General features: G+C 61.6%; 20 protein-coding genes. 13 read left to right on the forward strand and 7 right to left on the reverse strand.

Annotated elements, in window-relative coordinates; genetic code table 11:
* Both CR105_RS24685 and CR105_RS24690 read left to right on the forward strand, forming a co-directional pair.
* A complete protein-coding gene (locus CR105_RS24685; RefSeq protein WP_099793210.1) occupies window positions 1–1464 on the forward strand; it encodes a sensor histidine kinase in 1464 nt (487 codons plus the stop codon).
* Window positions 1465–1557: 93 nt separating this feature from the next.
* Complete coding sequence (locus CR105_RS24690; RefSeq protein WP_099793212.1) at window positions 1558–1743, forward strand: hypothetical protein; 186 nt, start codon at window positions 1558–1560, stop codon at window positions 1741–1743.
* Between the two features lie 131 nt (window positions 1744–1874).
* On the opposite strand, the gene CR105_RS24695 is transcribed toward CR105_RS24690, so the two are convergent.
* Window positions 1875–3197 (reverse strand): homoserine dehydrogenase, encoded by a 1323-nt coding sequence (locus CR105_RS24695; protein WP_099793214.1) that lies wholly within the window; start codon window positions 3195–3197, stop codon window positions 1875–1877.
* Window positions 3198–3218: 21 nt separating this feature from the next.
* The gene (locus CR105_RS24700; RefSeq protein ID WP_099793216.1) at window positions 3219–4448 is read right to left on the reverse strand and encodes a pyridoxal phosphate-dependent aminotransferase; all 1230 of its coding nucleotides are present in this window, start codon (window positions 4446–4448) and stop codon (window positions 3219–3221) included.
* Between the two features lie 248 nt (window positions 4449–4696).
* Here CR105_RS24700 and CR105_RS24705 point away from each other — a divergent pair, with 248 nt between their 5' ends.
* The 10 genes from CR105_RS24705 (at window position 4697) to CR105_RS24750 (ending at window position 14839) form a co-directional block, all read left to right on the forward strand.
* A complete protein-coding gene (locus CR105_RS24705; RefSeq protein ID WP_099793218.1) occupies window positions 4697–5080 on the forward strand; it encodes an Mth938-like domain-containing protein in 384 nt (127 codons plus the stop codon).
* Entirely contained in the window at window positions 5080–6741 is a 1662-nt protein-coding gene (locus CR105_RS24710) for a glycosyltransferase family 39 protein (RefSeq protein WP_099793220.1), read from the forward strand. The genes CR105_RS24705 and CR105_RS24710 overlap by 1 nt, the downstream gene beginning before the upstream one ends.
* Window positions 6738–7112, forward strand: coding sequence for an EamA family transporter (locus tag CR105_RS24715; protein ID WP_099793222.1), 375 nt, complete (start codon window positions 6738–6740; stop codon window positions 7110–7112). The genes CR105_RS24710 and CR105_RS24715 overlap by 4 nt, the downstream gene beginning before the upstream one ends.
* A gap of 108 nt (window positions 7113–7220) precedes the next feature.
* Window positions 7221–8360, forward strand: coding sequence for a DegT/DnrJ/EryC1/StrS family aminotransferase (locus CR105_RS24720; protein WP_099793224.1), 1140 nt, complete (start codon window positions 7221–7223; stop codon window positions 8358–8360).
* Window positions 8361–8377: 17 nt separating this feature from the next.
* Window positions 8378–9364, forward strand: a complete 987-nt coding sequence (locus tag CR105_RS24725; RefSeq protein WP_099793246.1) for a glycosyltransferase — start codon at window positions 8378–8380, stop codon at window positions 9362–9364.
* Window positions 9364–10275, forward strand: a complete 912-nt coding sequence (locus CR105_RS24730; RefSeq protein WP_099793226.1) for a formyltransferase — start codon at window positions 9364–9366, stop codon at window positions 10273–10275. Before CR105_RS24725 ends, CR105_RS24730 begins: the two co-directional genes overlap by 1 nt.
* Before the next feature lie 59 nt (window positions 10276–10334).
* Complete coding sequence (locus CR105_RS24735) at window positions 10335–11321, forward strand: polysaccharide deacetylase family protein (protein WP_229414111.1); 987 nt, start codon at window positions 10335–10337, stop codon at window positions 11319–11321.
* Window positions 11314–11784: a peroxiredoxin gene (locus CR105_RS24740; RefSeq protein WP_099793228.1), complete on the forward strand. Its 471-nt coding sequence runs from the start codon at window positions 11314–11316 to the stop codon at window positions 11782–11784. The genes CR105_RS24735 and CR105_RS24740 overlap by 8 nt, the downstream gene beginning before the upstream one ends.
* 237 nt (window positions 11785–12021) lie before the next feature.
* Complete coding sequence (locus CR105_RS24745; RefSeq protein WP_099793230.1) at window positions 12022–13791, forward strand: PhoH family protein; 1770 nt, start codon at window positions 12022–12024, stop codon at window positions 13789–13791.
* Window positions 13792–13951: 160 nt separating this feature from the next.
* The gene (locus CR105_RS24750) at window positions 13952–14839 is read left to right on the forward strand and encodes an MBL fold metallo-hydrolase (protein WP_099793232.1); all 888 of its coding nucleotides are present in this window, start codon (window positions 13952–13954) and stop codon (window positions 14837–14839) included.
* A gap of 88 nt (window positions 14840–14927) precedes the next feature.
* On the opposite strand, the gene CR105_RS28020 is transcribed toward CR105_RS24750, so the two are convergent.
* The 5 genes from CR105_RS28020 to CR105_RS24780 form a co-directional block, all read right to left on the reverse strand.
* Window positions 14928–15308, reverse strand: coding sequence for a hypothetical protein (locus CR105_RS28020; protein ID WP_143752812.1), 381 nt, complete (start codon window positions 15306–15308; stop codon window positions 14928–14930).
* Between the two features lie 101 nt (window positions 15309–15409).
* Window positions 15410–15835: a hypothetical protein gene (locus CR105_RS24755; protein ID WP_099793234.1), complete on the reverse strand. Its 426-nt coding sequence runs from the start codon at window positions 15833–15835 to the stop codon at window positions 15410–15412.
* A gap of 576 nt (window positions 15836–16411) precedes the next feature.
* Window positions 16412–17698, reverse strand: coding sequence for a PAAR domain-containing protein (locus CR105_RS28025; RefSeq protein ID WP_131021826.1), 1287 nt, complete (start codon window positions 17696–17698; stop codon window positions 16412–16414).
* A complete protein-coding gene (locus tag CR105_RS24775; protein ID WP_099793242.1) occupies window positions 17695–18843 on the reverse strand; it encodes a DUF2169 family type VI secretion system accessory protein in 1149 nt (382 codons plus the stop codon). Before CR105_RS24775 ends, CR105_RS28025 begins: the two co-directional genes overlap by 4 nt.
* A gap of 48 nt (window positions 18844–18891) precedes the next feature.
* Entirely contained in the window at window positions 18892–21042 is a 2151-nt protein-coding gene (locus CR105_RS24780; RefSeq protein ID WP_229414112.1) for a type VI secretion system Vgr family protein, read from the reverse strand.
* A 111-nt stretch (window positions 21043–21153) separates the two neighbouring features.
* Here CR105_RS24780 and CR105_RS29520 point away from each other — a divergent pair.
* Window positions 21154–21280, forward strand: a 127-nt coding sequence (locus CR105_RS29520; RefSeq protein ID WP_370660705.1) for a transposase, incomplete at its 3' end; no start/stop codon positions are given.

Raw genomic sequence — 21280 nt, forward strand, 5'->3', positions numbered from 1 at the left:
ATGGGGCCGCTGCTCACGCGCTTGCAGCAGCGCTTCGGCGCCGCCGCGCCGCTGGGCAGCCTGCGCAACCAGCTGCTGCGCTGGCTGCTGATCCCACTGGTGCTGCTGGTGGCGGCCAATTCGGTGTCGGTGTACCGCAACGCGCTTGAGGCAGCCGACCTGGCGTACGACCGCTCGCTGCTGGCGTCGACGCGGGCGCTGGCCGAACGCGTCTCCATCCGCGAAGGCAAGGTGGTCGCCGACGTGCCCTACGTCGCGCTCGACAGCTTCGAGACCGACACGCTGGGCCGCATCTACTACAAGGTCACCGGTATCCGCGGCGAGACAGTGTCCGGCTTCGACGACCTGCCGGCGGTGCCGGCCAACGTGCCGCGCTCGGAAGCGTATCCGGCGCTGGTGCGCTTCTACCACGCCGACTACAACGGCGACCAGGTGCGCATCGCCGCGCTGCTGCAGCCGGTGTACGACGACTCGATGCGCGGCATCGCCCTGATCCAGGTCGGCGAGACGCTCGACGCGCGGCGCGGCCTGACGCGCAAGATCCTGTTCGACACCTGGCTGCGCCAGGCAGTGATGCTGCTGGCGGTCGGCACGCTGGTGTGGTTCGCCGTGCGGCTGGTACTGCGCCCGCTGATGCGGCTGAAAAACGAAGTCGAAAACCGCGCGCTCGGCGACCTGTCGGACGTCGACCAGGCGCTGGTGCACAAGGAAGTGCGCCCGCTGGTGGCGGCGATGAACGACAGCATGGCGCGCATGCAGAACCTGATCGCCAGCCAGCGCCGATTCATCGCCGACGCCTCACACCAGCTGCGCACGCCGCTGACGGTGCTCAAGACGCAGGCCGAACTGGCCCTGCGCGAGAACGACGCCGGCGCCATGCGCGCGATCGTCGAGTCGATCGCCGTCACCACCGACTCGACCGTCCACCTGGCCAACCGGCTGCTGACGCTGGCGCGGATCGAGCATGGCGGAGAGGCGGCCAACATGTCGCCGGTAGCGCTGCCGGAGGTGGTACGCCAGGTTGGCCTGGCGCTGGCGCTTCCGGCGGTACAAAAGCGCATCGACCTGTCGCTGGAGGCGGCGCAGGATGCCGTCATCGACGGCCAGGCACTGCTGCTCCATGAGCTGGTCACGAACCTGGTCGACAATGCGATCCGCTACACGCCGGCCGGCGGCCAGGTCACGCTGCGCGTGCTGGCGTTCGATGCGACCGTCGTGCTGGAGGTGGAAGACAGCGGGGTCGGGATCGCCGCGGCCGAGCGCGAAAAGGTGTTCAAGCCGTTTTACCGCTCGACCTCGTCGATGGAGATGAACCAGGGCGGCACCGGACTCGGGCTGGCGATCGTGCACGACATCGCCGTGCTGCACCGAGCGACAGTTGCGCTGTCGGAAAGCGCGGGCCGCGGCTTGAAGGTAAGCATCTCGTTTCCCGCTGCGCAGCAACAAAATGCCGGGGCGCTATAAACCCAATGTGCAAATCGGAGCGCGATTGAGCGCTCGCAAACGAGGCGTCGGGCCAGGCGTTTTGCGGCGCCCTGGCGCGCGTAAAATCGACGGATGAAAACGCCAAATGCCAAGACAATTGCGCTCGATACGCTCGGGCCGGATGACGAAGACCATGATCTTCGCGCACTAATTACCGTGGACCTCGACGAGGACGGGCCGCCTGGGCAGCAAACTGTCGATGAGTTTTCGGATGAGTTTTTGATGCAGGCGCCGAAAGGGCCGAAGCCGGCGGGGTGATCGGGTAGCGGCAAGGCGCAAGCAATCAGCGCCGGCCTGAAACATCGTCATCCTCGCGCAGCGGGACCCCTGCCGGCGGCGTATGGGTCCGCGCTGCGTTAGGATGACGTTGGTGGTTTATGTGGCTGAAGTCAGCTCAGGCTCTCAAGGCGGATCCGCGTCACGTTGCCCACCACCGTGTCGAGCGCCTCGATCTTGGCGATCGCCGCGTCGATGTTCTTTTCGCGCGTCTGGTGCGTCAGCATGATGATGTCGAGGCGCGTGGCGCCTTCGGCCGGCTCCTTCTGCAGCACCGCGTCGATCGAGATGCGGGCGTCGGCCAGGATGCGCGTCAGGTCCGCCATCACGCCAAGCCGGTTCTTCACATAGACCCGCAGGTAGTAGCTGGTGTTGATCTCGGACATCGGCCAGATCGCCACGTCGGTCATCTGGTTCGGCTGGAACGCCAGGTGCGGCACGCGGTACTCCGGATCGGCCGTGGCCAGGCGCGTGATGTCGACCAGGTCGGCGATCACCGACGAAGCGGTCGGCTCGGCGCCGGCGCCCTTGCCGTAGTAAAGCGTGGCGCCGACAGCGTCGGCCTGCACCAGCACAGCGTTCATCGCGCCTTCGACGTTGGCAATCAGGCGCTTGGTCGGAATCAAGGTCGGGTGCACGCGCAATTCGATCCCTTCGACGCCGTCGATCACGGTGCGGCGCGTGATGCCGAGCAGCTTGATGCGGTAGCCGAGCTGCTCGGCGTAGCGGATGTCGACCGCCTCCAGCTTGCTGATGCCCTCGATGTGGGCTTTGTCGAACTGCACCGGGATGCCGAACGCGATCGCCGACATGATGGTGAGCTTGTGGGCGGCGTCGACGCCTTCGATGTCGAAGGTCGGATCGGCTTCGGCGTAACCCAGCCCCTGCGCCTGCGCCAGCGCGGTGGAAAAGTCGAGCCCCTTGTCGCGCATCTCCGAGAGGATGAAGTTGGTGGTGCCGTTGATGATGCCGGCCACCGATTCGATCCGGTTCGCGGTCAGGCCTTCGCGCAGCGCCTTGATGATCGGGATGCCGCCGGCGACAGCCGCTTCGAAGGCGACCATGACGCCCTTCTCCTGGGCGGCGGCGAAGATCTCGTTGCCATGCAGCGCCAGCAGCGCCTTGTTGGCCGTGACGACGTGCTTGCCGTTGGCGATGGCTCGCATCACCAGTTCGCGCGGCAGCTCGTAGCCGCCAATCAGTTCGATGACGATGTCGATGTCGGGATGGTCGACGACGGCGAACGGATCGCTGACCACTTCGCACTCGCCGCCCACCAGGCGCGCGGCGCGCTCGGTATTGCGGGCCGCGACCATGGTGATCTCGATGCCGCGGCCGGCGCGGCGGCGGATCTCTTCCTGGTTGCGTTTGAGGACGTTGAACGTCCCTTCACCGACAGTGCCGATGCCTAACAAGCCTACTTTGATGGGTTTCATATTCTTTTACTGTGAGGGTTTTCAGCCGCGTCCGTGGCGTCGACGGTAGCCGTCGAGGAAGCGGGCGATGCGGCCGCATGCGTCGGTGAGGTCGTCCGAATTGGGCAGGAACACGAGGCGGAAGTGATCCGGCGCGATCCAGTTAAATCCGGTGCCTTGCACGATCAGGACTTTTTCCTCGGACAGCAGGTCGTAGGCGAACTGCTGGTCGTCCGCGATCGGGTACATCACGGGGTCGAGGCGGGGGAACATGTACAGCGCCGCTTTTGGCTTGACGCAGGTAACGCCCGGTATATCGGTCAGTAGTTGGTGCGCCAGGTCGCGCTGCTTGAGCAAGCGCCCGCCGGGGCCGACCAGGTCGGCGATGCTCTGGTAGCCGCCCAGCGCGGTCTGGATTGCGAACTGGCCCGGCGCATTGGCGCACAGGCGCATCGAGGCGAGCATGTTGAGGCCATCGATGTAGTCCTTGGCGTGGCGCTTCTCGCCCGACACCACCATCCAGCCGGCGCGGTAGCCGCACGAGCGGTAGTTCTTCGACAGGCCGTTGAGCGTGACGAACAAGACGTCGTCGGCCAGCGCGGCGATCGACTCATGCTCGCTGGCGTCGTACAGCGTCTTGTCGTAGATTTCGTCGGCGTAGATGATCAGCTGATGCTGGCGCGCCAGCTCGACGATTTCGAGCAGGACCTCGCGCGGATACAGCGCGCCGGTCGGATTGTTCGGATTGATGACGACGATCGCCTTGGTGTTGGGCGTGATCTTGCGGCGCATGTCGTCGATGTCGGGAAACCAGCCGGCCTGCTCGTCGCAGACGTAATGGACCGGGTTACCGCCCGACAGGCTGACCGCCGCGGTCCACAGCGGATAGTCCGGCGCCGGCACCAGCACTTCGTCGCCGGTGTTGAGCAGGCCGTTCATCGCCATGACGATCAGTTCGGAGGCGCCGTTGCCGAGGTAGATGTCGTCGATCGACACGCCGCTGATCTTTTTGCCCTGGGTGTAGTGCATCACCGCCTTGCGCGGCGCGAACATGCCCTTCGAGTCGGTGTAACCGGCCGCGCCATGCATGTTCATGATCATGTCGCGCACGATCTCGTCGGGCGGATCGAAACCGAATACGGCCAGGTTGCCAATATTGAGCTTGATGATCTTGTGCCCGTCCTCTTCCATCTGGCGGGCCTTTTCCATGGCCGGGCCGCGGATCTCGTAGCACACATCATCGAGCTTGTTCGATTTCAGAATCGGTCGCAAAATAATTCCCTGTCCAGGTGGCGCGCCATGTTGCAGTGCGAAAAATACCCATTCTGCCGAAAGCGCCCGATTTAATCAACCGCCAACGGCCGTCAATTGAAGTCGAAAACAATATGAACGCACCGAATTGGCGGCAGGATCGCGGAAATTCGCGCTTTTATATAGTTTGTGGCATGCTAACGCCCGCACCCGGCGAACAGCCGCCCGACAAGCCCTAATCACGCGCCTGCCCACCAGACGCCAATGCCATGAAGCTCCATTCCAGCTCAACCCAGCAGTACCAGACCGTCACCGGCTACTTCGACGGCGGTGTCGAAATCAACGCCACGCCGTACCAGCACAGCCTGACGGTGATGCCGGAAACGCCGCCCCAGCCGTGGCCGGTGGCCGCCTTCGAAGAGCTCACCGAAACCCATTTCGAGGCCATCGCCGCCACTTCGCCCGACGTCGTCATTCTCGGCACGGGCGAACGCCAGCGCTTCATCCATCCGCGTCTGATCGCCAGCCTGTCGGGCCGGCGCATCGGCGTCGAGTGCATGGACAACCAGGCCGCCTGCCGCACCTACAACATCCTGATGGGCGAGGGCCGCAAGGTCACCCTGGCGCTGATCCTGCAAGCGCCGGCTGTCTGATGAACGAACTGCACAAGTCGCGCCCCGTCATCTGGACCCTGTTTGCCGTTTTCGTCGCCACCACGCTGTACCTGCTGGGCGTGCGTACCCTGGTGCCGCCCGACGAAGGCCGCTACGCCGAAATGGCGCGCGAGATGTTCGTCAGCGGCGACTGGGTCACCACCCGCTTAAACGGCATCAAGTACTTCGAGAAGCCGCCGCTGCAGACCTGGATGAACGCGCTGTCGTTCACCCTGTTCGGCCTGGGCGAGTGGCAGGCGCGCCTGTGGACGGGCCTCTGCGGCATCCTTGGCGTGGTGATGACCGGCTACGCCGGCAGCAAGGTATTCGGCCAGCGCACCGGCTTTTATGCCGCGCTGGTGCTCGGTTCGTGCTTCTACTGGGTCGCCTGCAGCCAGATCGATTCGCTCGACATGGGCTTGTCGGGCATGATGACGATCGCCCTGTGCGCCCTGCTGCTGGCGCAGCGCGACGACGCCAGCGCTGCCGAACAACGCAACTGGATGCTGGTGTGCTGGGCCGGGATGGCGCTGGCGGTGCTGTCGAAAGGGCTGATCGGCCTGGTGCTGCCGGGCGCCATACTGGTGCTCTACACGCTGATCACGCGCGACTGGAATTTGTGGGGCCGGCTGCACCTGATCAAGGGGCTGCTGGTGTTTTTCGCCATCGCCGCGCCGTGGTTCGTACTGGTCGGCATGCGCAATCCCGAGCAGCCCTACTTCTTCTTCGTACACGAACACTGGAACCGCTTCTTCCTCAAGGAGCACAAACGCGAGCAGTCCTGGTACATCTTCTTCACGCTCACCGCCATCGGCATGGTGCCGTGGGTCGGCGTGCTGCTGCAAAGCCTGCGCCTGGCCGTACAGAAGGAAGCGGGCCGCTTCCGCCCGCGCCTGATGCTGCTGGTCTGGGCCGTGTTCATCCTGCTGTTCTTCACCAAGTCGAACTCCAAGCTGCCCGGCTACATCCTGCCGATCTTCCCGGCGCTGGCGCTGCTGGCGGCGAACTACCTGGAAGTGGGCACGCGCCGCAGCCGCATGCTGACGGCCGGCTCGATGTCGCTGGTCGGCGTGGCGCTGATGGCAACGGTACCGTTCATGGCGAAGATGTCGAAACACGGCGAGGCGCATCTGTACCAGGCGTTCCAGCCGTGGGTGCTGGCGGCCGGCTTCGTGGCGCTGGCCGGCGGCGCGCTGGCGGTCGTCTACGCCCGCCAGATGCAGCGCGACCTGATGGTGGTGGTGCTGGCGGTGACCGGCTTTGCCACCACCGGCCTGATACTGGCCGGGTTCGAACCGATCGGCCGCGCGCGCGCCGGCGCCGCGATGCTGCCGGCCATCCAGGCCGAGCTGCGGCCCACAAGCACCATCTTCTCGGTCGGCACCTACGAACAGTCGATGACGTTCTACCTGCAGCGCACCACGGTGCTGGTGAACTACACCGATGAATTCTCGTTTGGCCTGAAACAGCAGCCTGAACTGGGCATGCCGACGGTCGACGCGTTCGTCGAAAAATGGACCCGCGACGCCGCCGCCGGCGTGCGCGACATCGCCTTCATCCGCGCCGACATCTATACGGACCTCCAACAGAAAGGCGTGCCGATGCGCGTGGTGGCGCGCGACGAGCGCCGCACCGTGATCGCCAACGATATCCGCAAATGACCTGGTCTACCTTCGCTTTCATTATCACCGGGGTGCTGCTCAATGCGGCCGCCCAGATCTTCCTCAAGGCCGGCACCAACGCCCTTGGCGGCGCCATCCACCTGACGGCGCAGAACTGGTTCGCCACCGGCATCAAGGTCATCACCCAGCTGCCCATCCTGGCCGGCCTGGTGTGCTACGCGATCTCGCTGGTGGTGTGGATCATCGGCCTGTCGCGCACCGACGTGACGATCGCCTATCCGATGCTCTCGCTCGGCTACGTCGTCAGCGCCGCCGCGGCCTGGTACTTCCTCGGCGAAGCGGTGTCGATGCAGCGCCTGCTGGCCATCGGGGTGATCATGATCGGCGTGGCGCTGCTGGCCCGGACCTGACCGAACCTGACCGAATCTGACATATATCGGCGCCTGGAACGCTGCTAGAATGCCCCATTTGGCGGCGTCCGGCGCAGCGCCAAAAGAACACTTAGACAAGAGAATTCAATGACCGCCCTGCCCTTCCTGCCCTTCTCCCGCCCGACCATCGACGAAGCGACCATCGCCGCCGTCGGCGACGTGCTGCGCTCCGGATGGCTGACCAACGGCGGCCCGCAGGTGGCCGCGTTCGAGGCGCAGCTGTCGGCGTATTTCGGCGGGCGCCCGGTACGCACCTTCAACTCCGGCACCTGCACGATGGAGATCGCGCTGCGCATCGCCGGCGTGGGATCCGGCGACGAAGTCATCACCACGCCGGTGTCGTGGGTGGCCACCGCCAACGTCATCCTCGAAGTGGGCGCGACGCCTGTATTTGCCGACATCGATCCGGTCACCCGCAACATCGACCTCGATAAACTGGAAGCGGCGATCACGCCGCGCACCCGCGCCATCATCCCGGTCTACCTGGCCGGCCTGCCGGTCGACATGGACCGCCTGTACGCGATCGCCGACAAGCACAAGCTGCGCGTGGTGGAAGACGCCGCCCAAGCCTTCGGCTCGACCTGGAAGGGCCGCCGCATCGGCGCCTTCGGCGACTTCGCGTCGTTCAGCTTCCAGGTCAACAAGAACCTGACCACCGGCGAAGGCGGCTGCCTGGTGATGAACACGGCCGAGGAAGCGGCGCTGGCCGACAAGTTCAGGCTGCAGGGCGTGACCCGCAGCGGCGTCGACGGCATCGACGTCGACGTCCTGGGCGGGAAGTACAACATGACCGACATCGCCGCGGCCATCGGCATTGGCCAGATGAAGACGATCGACGCGGTCAACGCGCACCGCCGCGCGCTGGCGGCGCATTATTTCAAGAGCTTCGGCCCCGAATTCGAGGCGCACAGCAGTGCCCAGCTGCCGCAGCAGGCGTTCGACACGTCGAACTGGCACCTGTTCCAGATCGTCTTGCCGGACCGCGGCCCGACCACGCGCGCCGATTTCATGACGCGCATGAAAACCGAGTTCAACGTCGGCACCGGCTTTCACTATGCGCCGATCCACCTGTTCACCTTGTACCGCGAGATGGGCTTCAAGGAAGGCATGTTCCCCGAGTCGGAGCGGATCGGCCGGCTGACGGTGACGCTGCCGATGTTCTACGCGATGACCGAAGCGGACGTCGAGCGCGCGGTAGGCGCGGTCAAATCGGTGCTGGCCAAATGATCGCCAGCGTCACCGCCATGAAGCCCGAACTGTCGATCGTCATTCCCATCTATAACGAGGAAGCGGGCCTGGGCGCGCTGTTCGAACGCCTGTATCCGGCGCTCGACAAGATCGGCGTCCCGTACGAGATCGTGTTCGTCAACGACGGCAGCCGCGACAACTCGGTGTCGATCCTGGCCGAGCAGTTCCGCACGCGCCCGGACGTCACCCGCGTGGTGCTGTTTAACGGCAACTACGGCCAGCACATGGCGATCTTGGCCGGCTTCGAGGCCACCCGCGGCGAAATCGTCGTCACGCTCGACGCCGACCTGCAAAACCCGCCCGAGGAAATCCACAAGCTGGTCGAGAAGATTCGCGAAGGCTACGACTACGTCGGCTCGATCCGCCGCAAGCGCCAGGATTCGGCGTGGCGCACGATCGCCTCGAAGATGATGAACCGGCTGCGCTACCGCATCACCAATATTCAGATCACCGACCAGGGCAACATGCTGCGCGCCTACGGGCGCAACGTCATCGACCTGGTCAACCAGTGCGGCGAGGTCAACACGTTCGTGCCGGCGCTGGCGTACAAGTTTTCGCGCAAGCCGACCGAGATCATCGTCGAGCACGAGGAACGCGCGGCCGGCGAATCGAAGTATTCGCTCTACAGCCTGATCCGGCTGAACTTCGACCTGGTGACCGGCTTTTCGCTGGTACCGCTGCAGATCTTTTCGATGCTCGGCATGGTCATGTCGCTGCTGTCGGCGCTGCTGGTGGTGATGCTGCTGATCCGCCGCTTCATCATGGGCGCCGAGGCCGAAGGCGTGTTCACGCTGTTTGCGATCGCCTTCTTCTTCATGGGCGTGATCCTGTTCGGCATCGGATTGCTCGGTGAATACATCGGCCGCATCTTCCAGCAGGTGCGCGCGCGGCCGCGCTACGTGGTGCAGACCATCTTGCAGCATGTGCCGGGCAAGGACGAGCAGATCGACCTGGCGGTGGAAAAACGCCAGGTTGGACGCTGATGGCGGCGCGCCGCGCGGTTGTGTTCGCGTATCACAATGTCGGGGTACGCTGCCTGAAGGTGTTGCTCGCCGGCGGCGTCGACGTCGCGCTGGTGGTCACGCACGAGGACAGCGCCGGCGAAAATATCTGGTTCGAGTCGGTCATCTCGCTGTGCCAGGCCGAAGGCATTGCCTTCGTCACGCCGGCCGACGCCGGCTCGCCCGACTTGCTGGCGCGGGTAGAGGCGGCGCAACCGGACCTGATGTTCAGCTTCTACTACCGCAACATGCTGCCGGCGTCGCTGCTGGCGGTGGCGCCGGCGTTTAATATGCACGGCTCGCTGCTGCCGCAGTTCCGCGGCCGCGCGCCGGTCAACTGGGCGGTGCTGCACGGCGCCACGCAAACCGGCGCCACCTTGCACGAAATGACGGTCAAGCCGGACGCCGGCGCCATCGTCGCCCAGAGCGCGGTGCCGATCTTGCCCGACGACACCGCCTACGAGGTGTTCGGCAAGGTCACCGTCGCGGCCGAGCAGGCGCTGTGGCAAGTGCTGCCGGCCCTGCTCGACGGCAGCGCGCCGCGCCGGATCAACGACCTGGCGCAGGGCGGCTATTTTGGCGGGCGCAAGCCGGAAGACGGCCGCATCGACTGGTCGCGGCCGGCCAGCGAAGTCTACAACCTGCACCGGGCGGTGGCGCCGCCCTACCCCGGCGCGTTCACCAATGCCGGCGGCCAGCGCTACATTATCGAAAAAGCAAGGTTGTCGCCGCTCGAGCGTAGCGAGTTGCCTGCCGGACTAGCTGTGGTGGATAATTGCATCGTGGGCGTGTGCGGCGATGGCCGCGTGCTCGCCATTTCCAGCCTGCTGGCCGACGGCGAACCCGTCTCGCCGGCCCAGCTCCGAGAGCGCCTTGCCGGCGCCGGCGCCTGATTGGCGCGGCGCCGAAGCCTGCCGCCGCCAGGTTGCCAACGCCTTGATGGATTGAAGATTTGACCGACCAGACCCGCACCACCGGCCCGCTGCTGACGCTGAAGATCGACGTAGACACCTATCGCGGCACGCGTGAAGGCGTGCCGAACCTGGTTCGCATGCTGCGCGCGCACGATGCGCACGCAACGTTCCTGTTCTCGCTTGGCCCCGATCACACCGGCTGGGCATTGAAGCGTGCATTTCGCCCGGGCTTTTTCTCGAAAGTATCGCGCACGTCGGTGCTGGAACACTACGGGCTGAAGACGCTGCTGTACGGCGTGCTGCTGCCGGCGCCCGATATCGGCCGCGACTGCGCCAACCAGATGCTGAGCGCCCAGTACGCCGGCTTTGAATGCGGCATCCACACCTGGGACCACGTCCGCTGGCAGGACAGCGTGCGCAAGCACGGCGCCAGCTGGACTTCGCGCATCATGCGCCGTGCCGAGGATCGCTTCCGGTCCGTGTTCGGCCAGCCGTCGCTGACCCACGGCGCGGCCGGCTGGCAGATGAACGCGCACGCTTTCAAGGAGCACGACGCGGCCGGCTTCGCCTACGCGTCGGACGGCCGCGCCATGCTGCGCGACGACGGCTCGCTGCTCGACGCGCGCTGCGGCCCCCACCGCATCGCCGGCACCAACTGCGTGCAATTGCCGACGACTCTGCCGACGCTGGACGAGCTGCTGGGCCGCACGATCGGCGGCGTGACCATCACGACGGCCAATATCGCCGCCCACCTGCTGAAGCTGACGGCCGGCGCCGGGCGCGATCACGTATATACATTGCACGCGGAGCTTGAAGGACAAAAACTCAGCCCCATATTCGAACAGCTATTGTCAGCTTGGAAAGCCCAAGGCTACCAGCTGGCGTCGATGGCGGACTATTACCAGAAAGTGAAAGACTCGCCCTTGCCCGACTATCCGGTAAGCTGGGGCGAATTGCCCGGCCGTTCAGGTGAACTGATCGTGGCCGACCCGACCGCAGCGCGTCCAGGAGAGCCCCGTGGCTGACAGCCAAACCCCAGCATCCGTAAGCAATTTTTCCGCCGCCATGACTGGCGACAAGGCGTTCGAGCTCGCCGGCCGTCCGGCCCGCTATACCGTGCTGTACTTCTACCCGAAAGACAACACGCCGGGCTGCACTACCGAGAGCATCGCGTTTCGCGAACTGCACGACCAGTTCCTTGCCGCCGGCACCGAAATCTACGGCATCAGCCGCGATTCGCTGCGCTCGCACGAGGGCTTCAAGTCGAAGCTGGGACTGCCGTTTGAACTGATCTCCGATCCGGAAGAAGCGGTCTGCCTGCAGTTCAACGTCATGAAAATGAAGAATATGTACGGCAAGCAGGTTCGAGGGGTCGAACGTAGCACGTTTGTAATTGACGCTGAGGGCCGAATGGTGAAAGAATGGCGTGGCGTGAAGGTTGCAGATCACGCCGATGAAGTGCTGGAGTTCGTGAAAAGCCAGCCCTAGCAAGGATGGCTTCCCGTTGATCAACCTGCTGTAGAACATCGATTGCATCCGCCCATTTTGAGTCACCGTTTTCTCTTCCTGCATCATCCCAATCTGGCGGCCTGCCGGCGCGGCCACTATGCCGTGCCTGACCAGCGCCTCCCCCTTGCAATACGACCAGGCCCTGAACGCGATGCGCCAGGCGCAGCGTGCGCCTCGCCTCGCGGCCCTTCGGAACTTTTTTAGATTGAGACCCTGATGCCACTGCCAAAACTTCCTACCAAGCCGGCTGCGCTGCTGCTGGCAAAAGACTACCCGAAAGCCGAACGCGGCGCCAAGGGCGCGGTACGCGCGGTGGCCGCCGCGGCGCCGCTCGACCCGGTCGAGGACCTGATCAGCGGCAAGGCCGTGCCGGCGCCGAAAGCGATCCGCGCCGTCAAGACCGCCAAGGCCGCTGCTCCCGCGCCTGCCGCGACGCCGCTGCCGGTGGCCGCTGCGCGCCCTGCCGCGCGCGCCAAGGAGCAGAGCGACGACGAACGCGACGTGCCGCACCCGGTCAAGCACAAGCCGGTCGAGGCGATCATCAAGTCATCGACCAGCCGCCAGGCCGACAAGGCCGGCACCACCAAGATGTTCGTGCTCGACACCAACGTGCTGATGCATGACCCGTCGTCGCTGTTCCGCTTCGAGGAGCACGACGTCTACCTGCCGATGATGACGCTCGAAGAGCTCGACGACCACAAGAAGGGCATGTCGGAGGTGGCGCGCAATGCACGCCAGGTTTCGCGCACGCTCGACGCGCTGATCGCCAACATTGACGACGACGCCATCGAGGCGGGCATCCCGCTCGCCAAGCTGGGCAACAAGGACGCCAAGGGCCGCCTGTTCTTCCAGACGCGCCTGCAAAACGGCCCGACCCTGCCGGAAGGGCTGCCGGTCGGCAAGGCCGACAACCAGATCCTCGGCGTGGTGCGCAACCTCGAGGGCGAACTGCCGGGCCGCGCCATCGTGCTGGTGTCGAAAGACATCAACATGCGCATCAAGGCGCGCGCGCTGGGCCTGCCGGCTGAGGATTACTTTAACGACCACGTGCTGGAAGACACCGACCTGCTGTATTCAGGCATCGTCCAGCTGCCGGATGATTTCTGGAACAAGAACGGCAAGGACATGGAATCCTGGCAGGAAAACAAGGGCGGTTCCTCCTCCACCTTCTACCGCGTGACGGGCCCGACCATTCCGACCTTGCTGATGAACCAGTTCGTGTTCCTCGAGCCGAAGAATGGCGAGGCGCCGTTCTACGGCCAGGTCAAGCAGCTCAACGGCAAGACCGCGGTGCTGCAGACCTTGCGCGACTTTAGCCACACCAAGAACAACGTGTGGGGCGTGACCGCGCGCAACCGCGAGCAGAACTTCGCGCTGAACCTGCTGATGAATCCGGACTGCGATTTCGTCACGCTGCTCGGCCAGGCCGGCACCGGCAAGACCTTGCTGGCGCTCGCCGCCGGCCTGGCGCAGGTGCTCGAGACCAAGCTGTACAACGAGATCATCGTCACCCGCGTCACGGTGCCGGTCGGCGAAGACATCGGCTTTCTGCCAGGGACCGAGGAAGAGAAGATGTCGCCATGGATGGGCGCGTTCGACGACAACCTCGAGGTGCTCAACAAGTCCGATTCGGACGGCGGCGAGTGGGGCCGCGCGGCGACGCAGGACCTGATTCGTTCGCGCATCAAGATCAAGTCGCTCAACTTCATGCGCGGCCGCACCTTCGTCAACAAGTTCCTGATCATCGACGAAGCGCAGAACCTGACGCCGAAGCAGCTCAAGACGCTGGTCACGCGCGCTGGTCCCGGCACCAAGATCCTGTGCCTGGGCAACATCGCGCAGATCGACACGCCGTACCTGACCGAAGGTTCGAGCGGCCTGACCTATGTGGTGGACCGCTTCAAGGGCTGGTCGCACAGCGGCCACGTGACGTTAGCCCGCGGCGAGCGTTCGCGCCTGGCCGATCACGCCAGCGAAGTACTTTAAGCAACGTTTCTCCCTATGAAACCCTGCGTGCCTCACGGTGCGCAGGGTTTTTTTATTGTCGAGCCATTGGGGGTAAAACCGGATATCATCCAGTCAATTGCAACGCGAAAATACGCGCAGCTGTTACTAAAAAGCCAATTGGTCCACGGGAAATGACATCATGAAATTCCGATTTTGGGGGGTGCGCGGATCGATCCCGTCGCCTGGCCCTCGCACCGCGCGTTACGGCGGCAACACCACCTGCATCGAGGTATGCACGGATGACGGCACGCTCATCATTCTTGACGCCGGCACCGGCATCTTCGCGCTGGCGCAGCAGCTGGTTGCGCGCCTGCCCGTGCGCGCCCACATCTTCATCACCCACAGCCACTGGGACCACATTCACGGTTTGCCGTTTTTCACGCCGCTGTTTAATCGCGGCAGCCTGGTGCGGCTGCACGGCGCCGTCGATCCGGCCACCGGCAAAGGCATCGAGCACGTGCTCGGCGTGCAACTGCAAAACAGCTACTTTCCGGTCGGCGAAGCGCAGATGGACGCGACCATCGAATACCAGACGCTGACCTTTGGCGAGCAGGTCGCCGTCGGCGACGCCGTTGTCGACAATGTGCTGATGAATCACCCGTGTACCAATCTTGGCTATCGCATCACCTGCAACGGCAAGTCGGTGTTCTTCACCGGCGACCATGAGCCGTTCTACAACCTGTACCCGCAAGAGGACGCGCAGCATGCGGAGTATCAAGCGTATATGGAGCAGCGCCAGCGGGAAATCGACGAGGCAATGCGCGGCGTGGATGCGTTGATTGTCGACTGCTCGTACACGCAGCTGGAATACCCGGCCAAGCGGGGCTGGGGGCACGGCACGCTCGACTCGGCGCTGGAGATGGCGGTTCGGGTTGGCGCGAAGGTGCTGTACGTGACGCATCATGAGCCGACCCGGTCGGATGATGATCTGGAGGCGGTGTTTGCGGATTTGCTGGCGCGGCATCGGCTGCCTGCGTCGCTACAGGTGGTGCTGGCGTATGAGGGGTTGGAAGTCGAGCTTTGCTGAGACGCGGGTACAAGGTGAAGCTCTGAATGGATAAGAGTTGCTTATTGTGCTCGGTCGCAGGAGAGGCGTCGAGATCGGCTGACTGCATTCAAGGGTGTTTCACTCTATCTGGCCAGTCCCCTTCTTCTTCAAATTCCAGTCTACCGTAGACCTCGCCGTTTATAACAATATCTTCGGTCTCCTCGAGCGAAAGCCCCTGGACAGTAACATCAAACCCGGCCAGAGCGCGCGTGAATTCCCTGTCGTACTGCGGTGGTAAAGTTCCCTCGCTTTCATCGTGATTGAAATTTCCGCTGATGTATCGACTTTCCCTGCCATTTACTGACGCCGATATTTCACCACGAATCGCAGCCTCAACAAGCGGCATAGTGCGTGAGTAGAAGCAATACGGATCATCATCAACATGTATTTTCGATTCGATCTGCTCCTTCAGACTGATCGCCTGTCTTTTCAGTCGAACAGGATCCACCTTAGAAAAATGCCATCCATCATATCTGACTAATTTTATGAACACAATATGCCCTATGTCATGCTTTGGCTAACACATTGAGGTACGTCTCGCACGCAATTTCAGGGATATTTAACTTTGTCAGGCCAATCACCTTCCTCCTCAAATTCGACCCATCCGTAGGTAATTCCGTCAATAATGACGTCCTCGGTTTCCTCTAGGGACAAGGCTTCAGCCGTGACCGTGAATCCCGATACAGCCGACTGAAACTCGGCGTCATACTCAGGCGGCAAAGTGCCCTCTTGTTTATCATGGTAATAATTTCCACTCACAAAATGTAATTGATCTAAGTCTAGGGAATTGACTATGTCGCCTCTAATGGCCGCGTCCAAAATTGGCAATGTAACCGAATAGAAGGAATAAATATCCGCAGCCTCACTAATCTTTCGAACAATCTCGTCACGCAACTTTGCTGCCGTACGGCGTAGGGCAACAGGATCCACCTCTGCGAAGTGCCATTGATCGTACCTAACAAGTTTCTTATACATTTTATGATTCCTAAGGGAACGTCATCGCGGTAAGTTTGGGGGATGTAAAGATACTTCGGTCTATTAGCAGAGTCTGTATCCCCTTCCCCGATTGTGACCAAACTGTGCCATTTGCGCCGAGCTCCGTTGTAGGAGCAATGACCGAAGTAAACGTCATGCCAGGGCGCAACGCTGTAATCTCCACTACCTCAAACTTCACCCCTTGCTGCGAGACTAGCGGAATTCCGAGGCGATCCGCGATCTGATCGTACCTTAAGCCCTTCAGACCTGCCAAGTCCTTTTCGGTGGCCCAGAATGCACTATTAGGACCCACCGTTCCATCGGCCGGTACGACCTTAAAAAACTTGTCACCTACTTCAACGGGGTTAGCGAGAGGCATAGACGTACCGGTTTTCATAAGCGTTTCCGATTCCGCAATTGCGTCCTTTCGACTGAGTCCCTTCTTCTCAAATTCTGCTACCATCTTTCGCCCTTCCGGCGACTTCATTGGGTTGACCTTTAACCCATGGGTTTGATAGTTATCCCAATTGCCGCTGAACTTCGGCTTCGTCGGTGCTAGTACATGAACGCCAACTTTCACCTTGCTATGGGATGAATGGGATACCACGGGGTGGACAATCCCAGACGTTGCAGAACCAACGATTTTCGATGGTACGGGGGGGCCGTGGATTTCGACACCCCAACCCCACGACTTCCCCTTAGCCAACCCAGCGCCAAGGAAAATACTTCCGCAGCACCGCGAGTAACGGATTCCACGTGCTGCCCCTTCTCCCAAGGGTCTGTCACAGGGACCAGAATCGCCTTGCCGATATTGACTGCACTTTCGCCTACTGAGCTCGCCGTGATGTTATCGAGTCGTACGTTTTCCGCGAGGATCTGTGCGTCGAGTTCAGCATGTAGCCTCCCACCATCCGTTCGCGTGAGTCGAACGAACTTCGGGACAGCTTTTATACCTTCGTATGCCAATTCTCCAATACCTAGAGCAGCGTCCTTCGCAAAGCCGATCAACCCTCGCCGAACTTGAGCGTCCAGATCAGCGACGGTGCCTGGCTTGGCGCTGATCTTCTGAATAAGCCCGTCCAGCACTTTGTGTAACTGCTCAAAATTAACGTACTCGTCGAGCGCATCAAAGTTGAGCCTTTCTGCCGCGACTGCCTCGCGCGCTTTTTTAAGCACCTCAAGTTTTGCGCTTGTGCGCTGACCTGGGGGAAGCGTCGATTCCACCGGCGAAGGAGCCGCACCCGCTGCCTTCTGTTCAGTGACAAGCTTTCCCTGCGCGCCGCCAACTCCGGACGCGTCGCAGTTGATCAAACACCGACTATCGTGACGGGCGACAGGAACACCGTTGACTTTGACGTTAGCATGGCCGTCCAAGATCTTGACGTGGCCGCTACCAAGGGAAGTTCCGGACACGACGTGCTTGCCAGCGTCCGCCTGCACATTTTGCAGAACGTCGCCTTGGCGGTAAATCGCCGTGCCGCGTGCCTTTACATTGGGTGAGGCTGAACGCTTATGATCAAGTGTCGCAAAGCTGTTAAAGGCAATTACATCCTTGCCGACCTTGCAAAAATCCGGGGTGGTGCAAACGGCTTGCCACCCTTCAGCGTGGGCGATATGGCGCGCTTTTCCTTGGCGTCCCGATTTAGGTTGCGGTTCCTTTTTCTCGCCTTCTCCAAGATGCTTTTTGAGTTTGGCGATGTTCTGTTCAAGGTGCTGGATCCGCTTCTCGTATTCCGCAAGTTGCTTTGAACGCGCTATCTGATCCTCAACCGCATACGGTTCAAAGGCAAGGTTGCCTTTCGCATCAGCGCCATTGGGATTGGATAGCTTCAGCTTGCTAGCACCATCATTTCCGCCGCTCACGTATCCGCCCCACGCGCCGAGAGCTCGCTCGTTGACGATTGATCGCAGTCGATCACGGCAGTAGTAGCCGCCACCAGGAGTTCGGTGACGGGGTCGCCAGCCTCCGCGTAGTGCGCGCGCCAGACAAGCGATGCCTGGCATCGGTCCAGATCGAATCGTACGGTGTCCAGCACCGGAAGACTAACAATGCTGTCGCCGCTCGCCCGTGTGACTACCGCAATAAGGCGCCAACCCGGCAAGCGCATGTCCCGCTTCTGCGGCAGCAAGCCCGACAGAGTCACGCTTTCGTCGCCCGTCAAATGGGGAACGGCCACAAGGTCAGGGTGCGCACTCTGATAGAAGCGCGAGTCGAAATCCTCAGGCACCATCGGGTAACGATCGTTGCGCCACTTCTCGTCATAGGCGCCCTGCAAGGCGCGCCGTGGTGTCCACCACCTCGCGATCGGCCCAAGACTATCTGTCCCCGCGGATTGATACGGGTGCACTACCGGCTTTAGCGCATCTTCGATTTGTGGCGCGGCGATTACCTTTTGGTTACGCACCCATTTGGCGACGTGCTCTCGGGCTGCCTTGTCGAGTTTGCCGTATGCGGCCGATTTGGGCAGCCATCCAGAGCCAGCAGGATTACCGGGATGTTTAACAGTGTCCTGCTCGCCGTCCGAGGTAAGCGCTGCCGGAATATCGATACACCCACCAAAGGCCAGGCGGTAGTCGAGTGCTACATGGGTCGTTGGTTCAGTCGGTCCTAACCGCCATCCAAAAAACTGTTTACGAAATTGCCGCGGACCGTGCAAGCGGATAATTTTTTGTACTTTCCCCACCCGAATGCCAGCGACCCAATTTATATGCGCTCGCCCTTCTGGTGCGTTAGCGTGACCGGTCACCAGGATGTCTGTCCCTGGCTTGTACGGCAGCAAGTCGCCGTCGTCTTTGACCACAGCACGAAGAGGATCCGTCGCCACCGGACCCGAGAAAGTGTCTCCCAGCACGACCGGGTGCTGCTCGCTCGCCAGCGTCATCAATTCGCCGCCAGCAGCGAAATCGAAGGTGGCACGGACCACCAGCACATCTAGCCGCTCGCCGTCCGGACCGGTCTGCTCAAACCAGAAATGGGGGACACCCGTGTGGTTTTCGATATTGGCCATTCGCTCCCGCCTTGACGAGTTACTTCGACACGGACAAACACTTCGCGCTTAACCCAATTCGGTTCCGTCATCGGCCACTTCGGAATCCGCTGGAAAGCTGATGGTCGGAGCGTCGCTCGCTGTGCCGGTGTTGAGGTAAATATCCGCCGGTGCGTCAGCGTGGATGTTCTGGTGACCTTTGATGTGGACGTTATTCGCCTCGATATAGATTGCGTCCGGCAATATGCTTATTCGGGAGCTACCGACGGAGAGCGTGATTTGTTCTTTCGCGTCGACCCCATATTTGCTCCCGACTTGCACCGATTTGTGCTGGCCAACCTGCTCGGAGCTCGACATCACCACACTGGTATTCATCGCGCCCCCGACAGTGGTCTGGTAAAGGGCGCCGATGGAAAGCGCCTTGGCCAGGCCGACGGTTTCACTTTTCGCCATCAGCACGGTTTCATTTCGATTGCCGTCGATGCGCACGGCATCGTTTTTGCCGACTCTTTCGGTTCGGTTACCACCGACGGTGATTGATTCGTTTGCACCTACCGATTCGGTCCGATTGGCGCCTATTGAAATACGTTCGTCGTGGCCGACCGTTTCGGTACGGTCATGCTTCACTTCCACCGTTTCGTCATGATCGACAGTCTTCTTTCTGTCGTTGCCGACCGAGTGAGATTCGTCGTGCTCGACCTCGATTCGCAGGTTCTTCTCGGCGTGCAGCCAGACTTCTTCGGCGCCCTTTTTGTCCTCGAATCGCAGTGCATTCGCGGTAGCCGGTCCACCCCCCACCGTGGATCGCGTGAGAATGCCGCTCTGCGTCTTGCAAGCCGGCAGGTCCCACGGCGGCATGTTGCGCGAGTTGTAGACGCTGCCGATGATCAGCGGCCGGTCGCAGTTCCCGTCAAGGAACTGGACCACTACTTCCTGCTCGATTCGGGGCACGCTGATCTGACCGAAATTGGCGCCGGCCCAACTGGAGACCACCCTCACCCATGGCGAACTGGCCGCGTCCAAGGCCCCTTTGCGGTCCCAATGGAACTGGACCCGCACGCGCCCATATTCGTCGGTGTGAATCTCGTCGCCGGGAGGGCCAACTACTGTTGCCGTCTGCACGCCGAAGATCCTGGTCGGCTCGCTGTTCCAGCCCCGCGTTGGGCGCCACGGGATAGTCTTACGCATGCAGCGAAAACTATTTTCGTAGCTGGACAAAGCGTCGCGGCCATCTTGGTAATTGTTGCGCGCCCGGTGATGAACCCGCAGCACCAGATAGGGCCGCTCCGACCTGTCATCGGGCTGCCGATCCGAACCGGATTGGCGTCTGCGCGAACCGCCACTGAAATGCCCAGCCAGCTTGAACCAACGGCCGGGTTGCGCCGTGCGATCGTTTCCTTGTGCAGCGAAATCCTGGTCTCGTGCCTCGATCTCCTCAGCACGCAGGCATGCCAATCGCTTGCTGGACTCATGACTGAATCCGTACGCACCAGTGTTTTCATATATCTCGAGATCGTAATCGCCGCCATGCTTCTGGATCGATGGGAAGAAGACGGATGGCTCGCGGTGTATATTCTTGAAGTCGAAGCTGCCGAGCGTGACTCTTCCGGCGGCGATGCGCCGCATGGCGCTCCACTGGTGCACTCCGTCATCTTCAAGAGAGCCAGCGGCACTCTGGAATGCCATTTCAGGCGTTTTGCCCTCGATGGGTTCTGCCCTGGTACTGTCGTCGCTCAACCACAGAGTGTGTCCATCCTGGCGATGTTCATACCAATAAAACAGGCCACTATCCTCAAGCCTTCGATGAATATGATTGTGGTCAGTTTCGTTGTATTGGACCGCAAGTGTCATCGGTGGCTGTTCGCCAAGGATCCGATATTTCACATCGCGTTGTGTGTAATTGCCAAAGGTTTTGTTGCACAGGTCCACGACGCTCGCATTTTGAAAAACCGCGTTGTCCTGCCTAAGCCGCAGGAAGGCGAGCCAGGGCTTGAGAACCATGTGATAAAACGCGAAGCCGCCATCAGTTCGCACGAACTGAAACTCGAATACATAACCATTGAAGTAGCGCAGGCTGCCGTCATCGCGGACCAGGGACACCGTCACCATTTTCCCCATGACGGCCTTAAGGGAAATTGTGGCGTCGTTCGACAGTACCTCGATCGTGTAGGTGAAATCGCGCGATACCTCTTCAATTGCGTCGAAAGTGTTGGCCAGCATAGTTGCCTTGGGGCCATCCCTCCTGGGGAATTCCATCCGAAGCAATCGCTTGCCTTGCCCCCTGTGTCAGACTAGTTGTCGCCTCCAGATTTTATCCAAATAGAGGCAGATATGAGAACAAGGCATTCCCCAGCATTTGTCGAACAAGCACTGGTCAAGGTATTCTCCCGTGGCGGCAGGAGCGTGCAGGCAGTCGCGGACGATATCAACGTCAATTACCACACACTTAAAAATTGGA

Origin of the sequence: Massilia eurypsychrophila, assembly GCF_002760655.1 — a bacterium.
Classification (GTDB): domain Bacteria; phylum Pseudomonadota; class Gammaproteobacteria; order Burkholderiales; family Burkholderiaceae_D; genus JAFCUW01.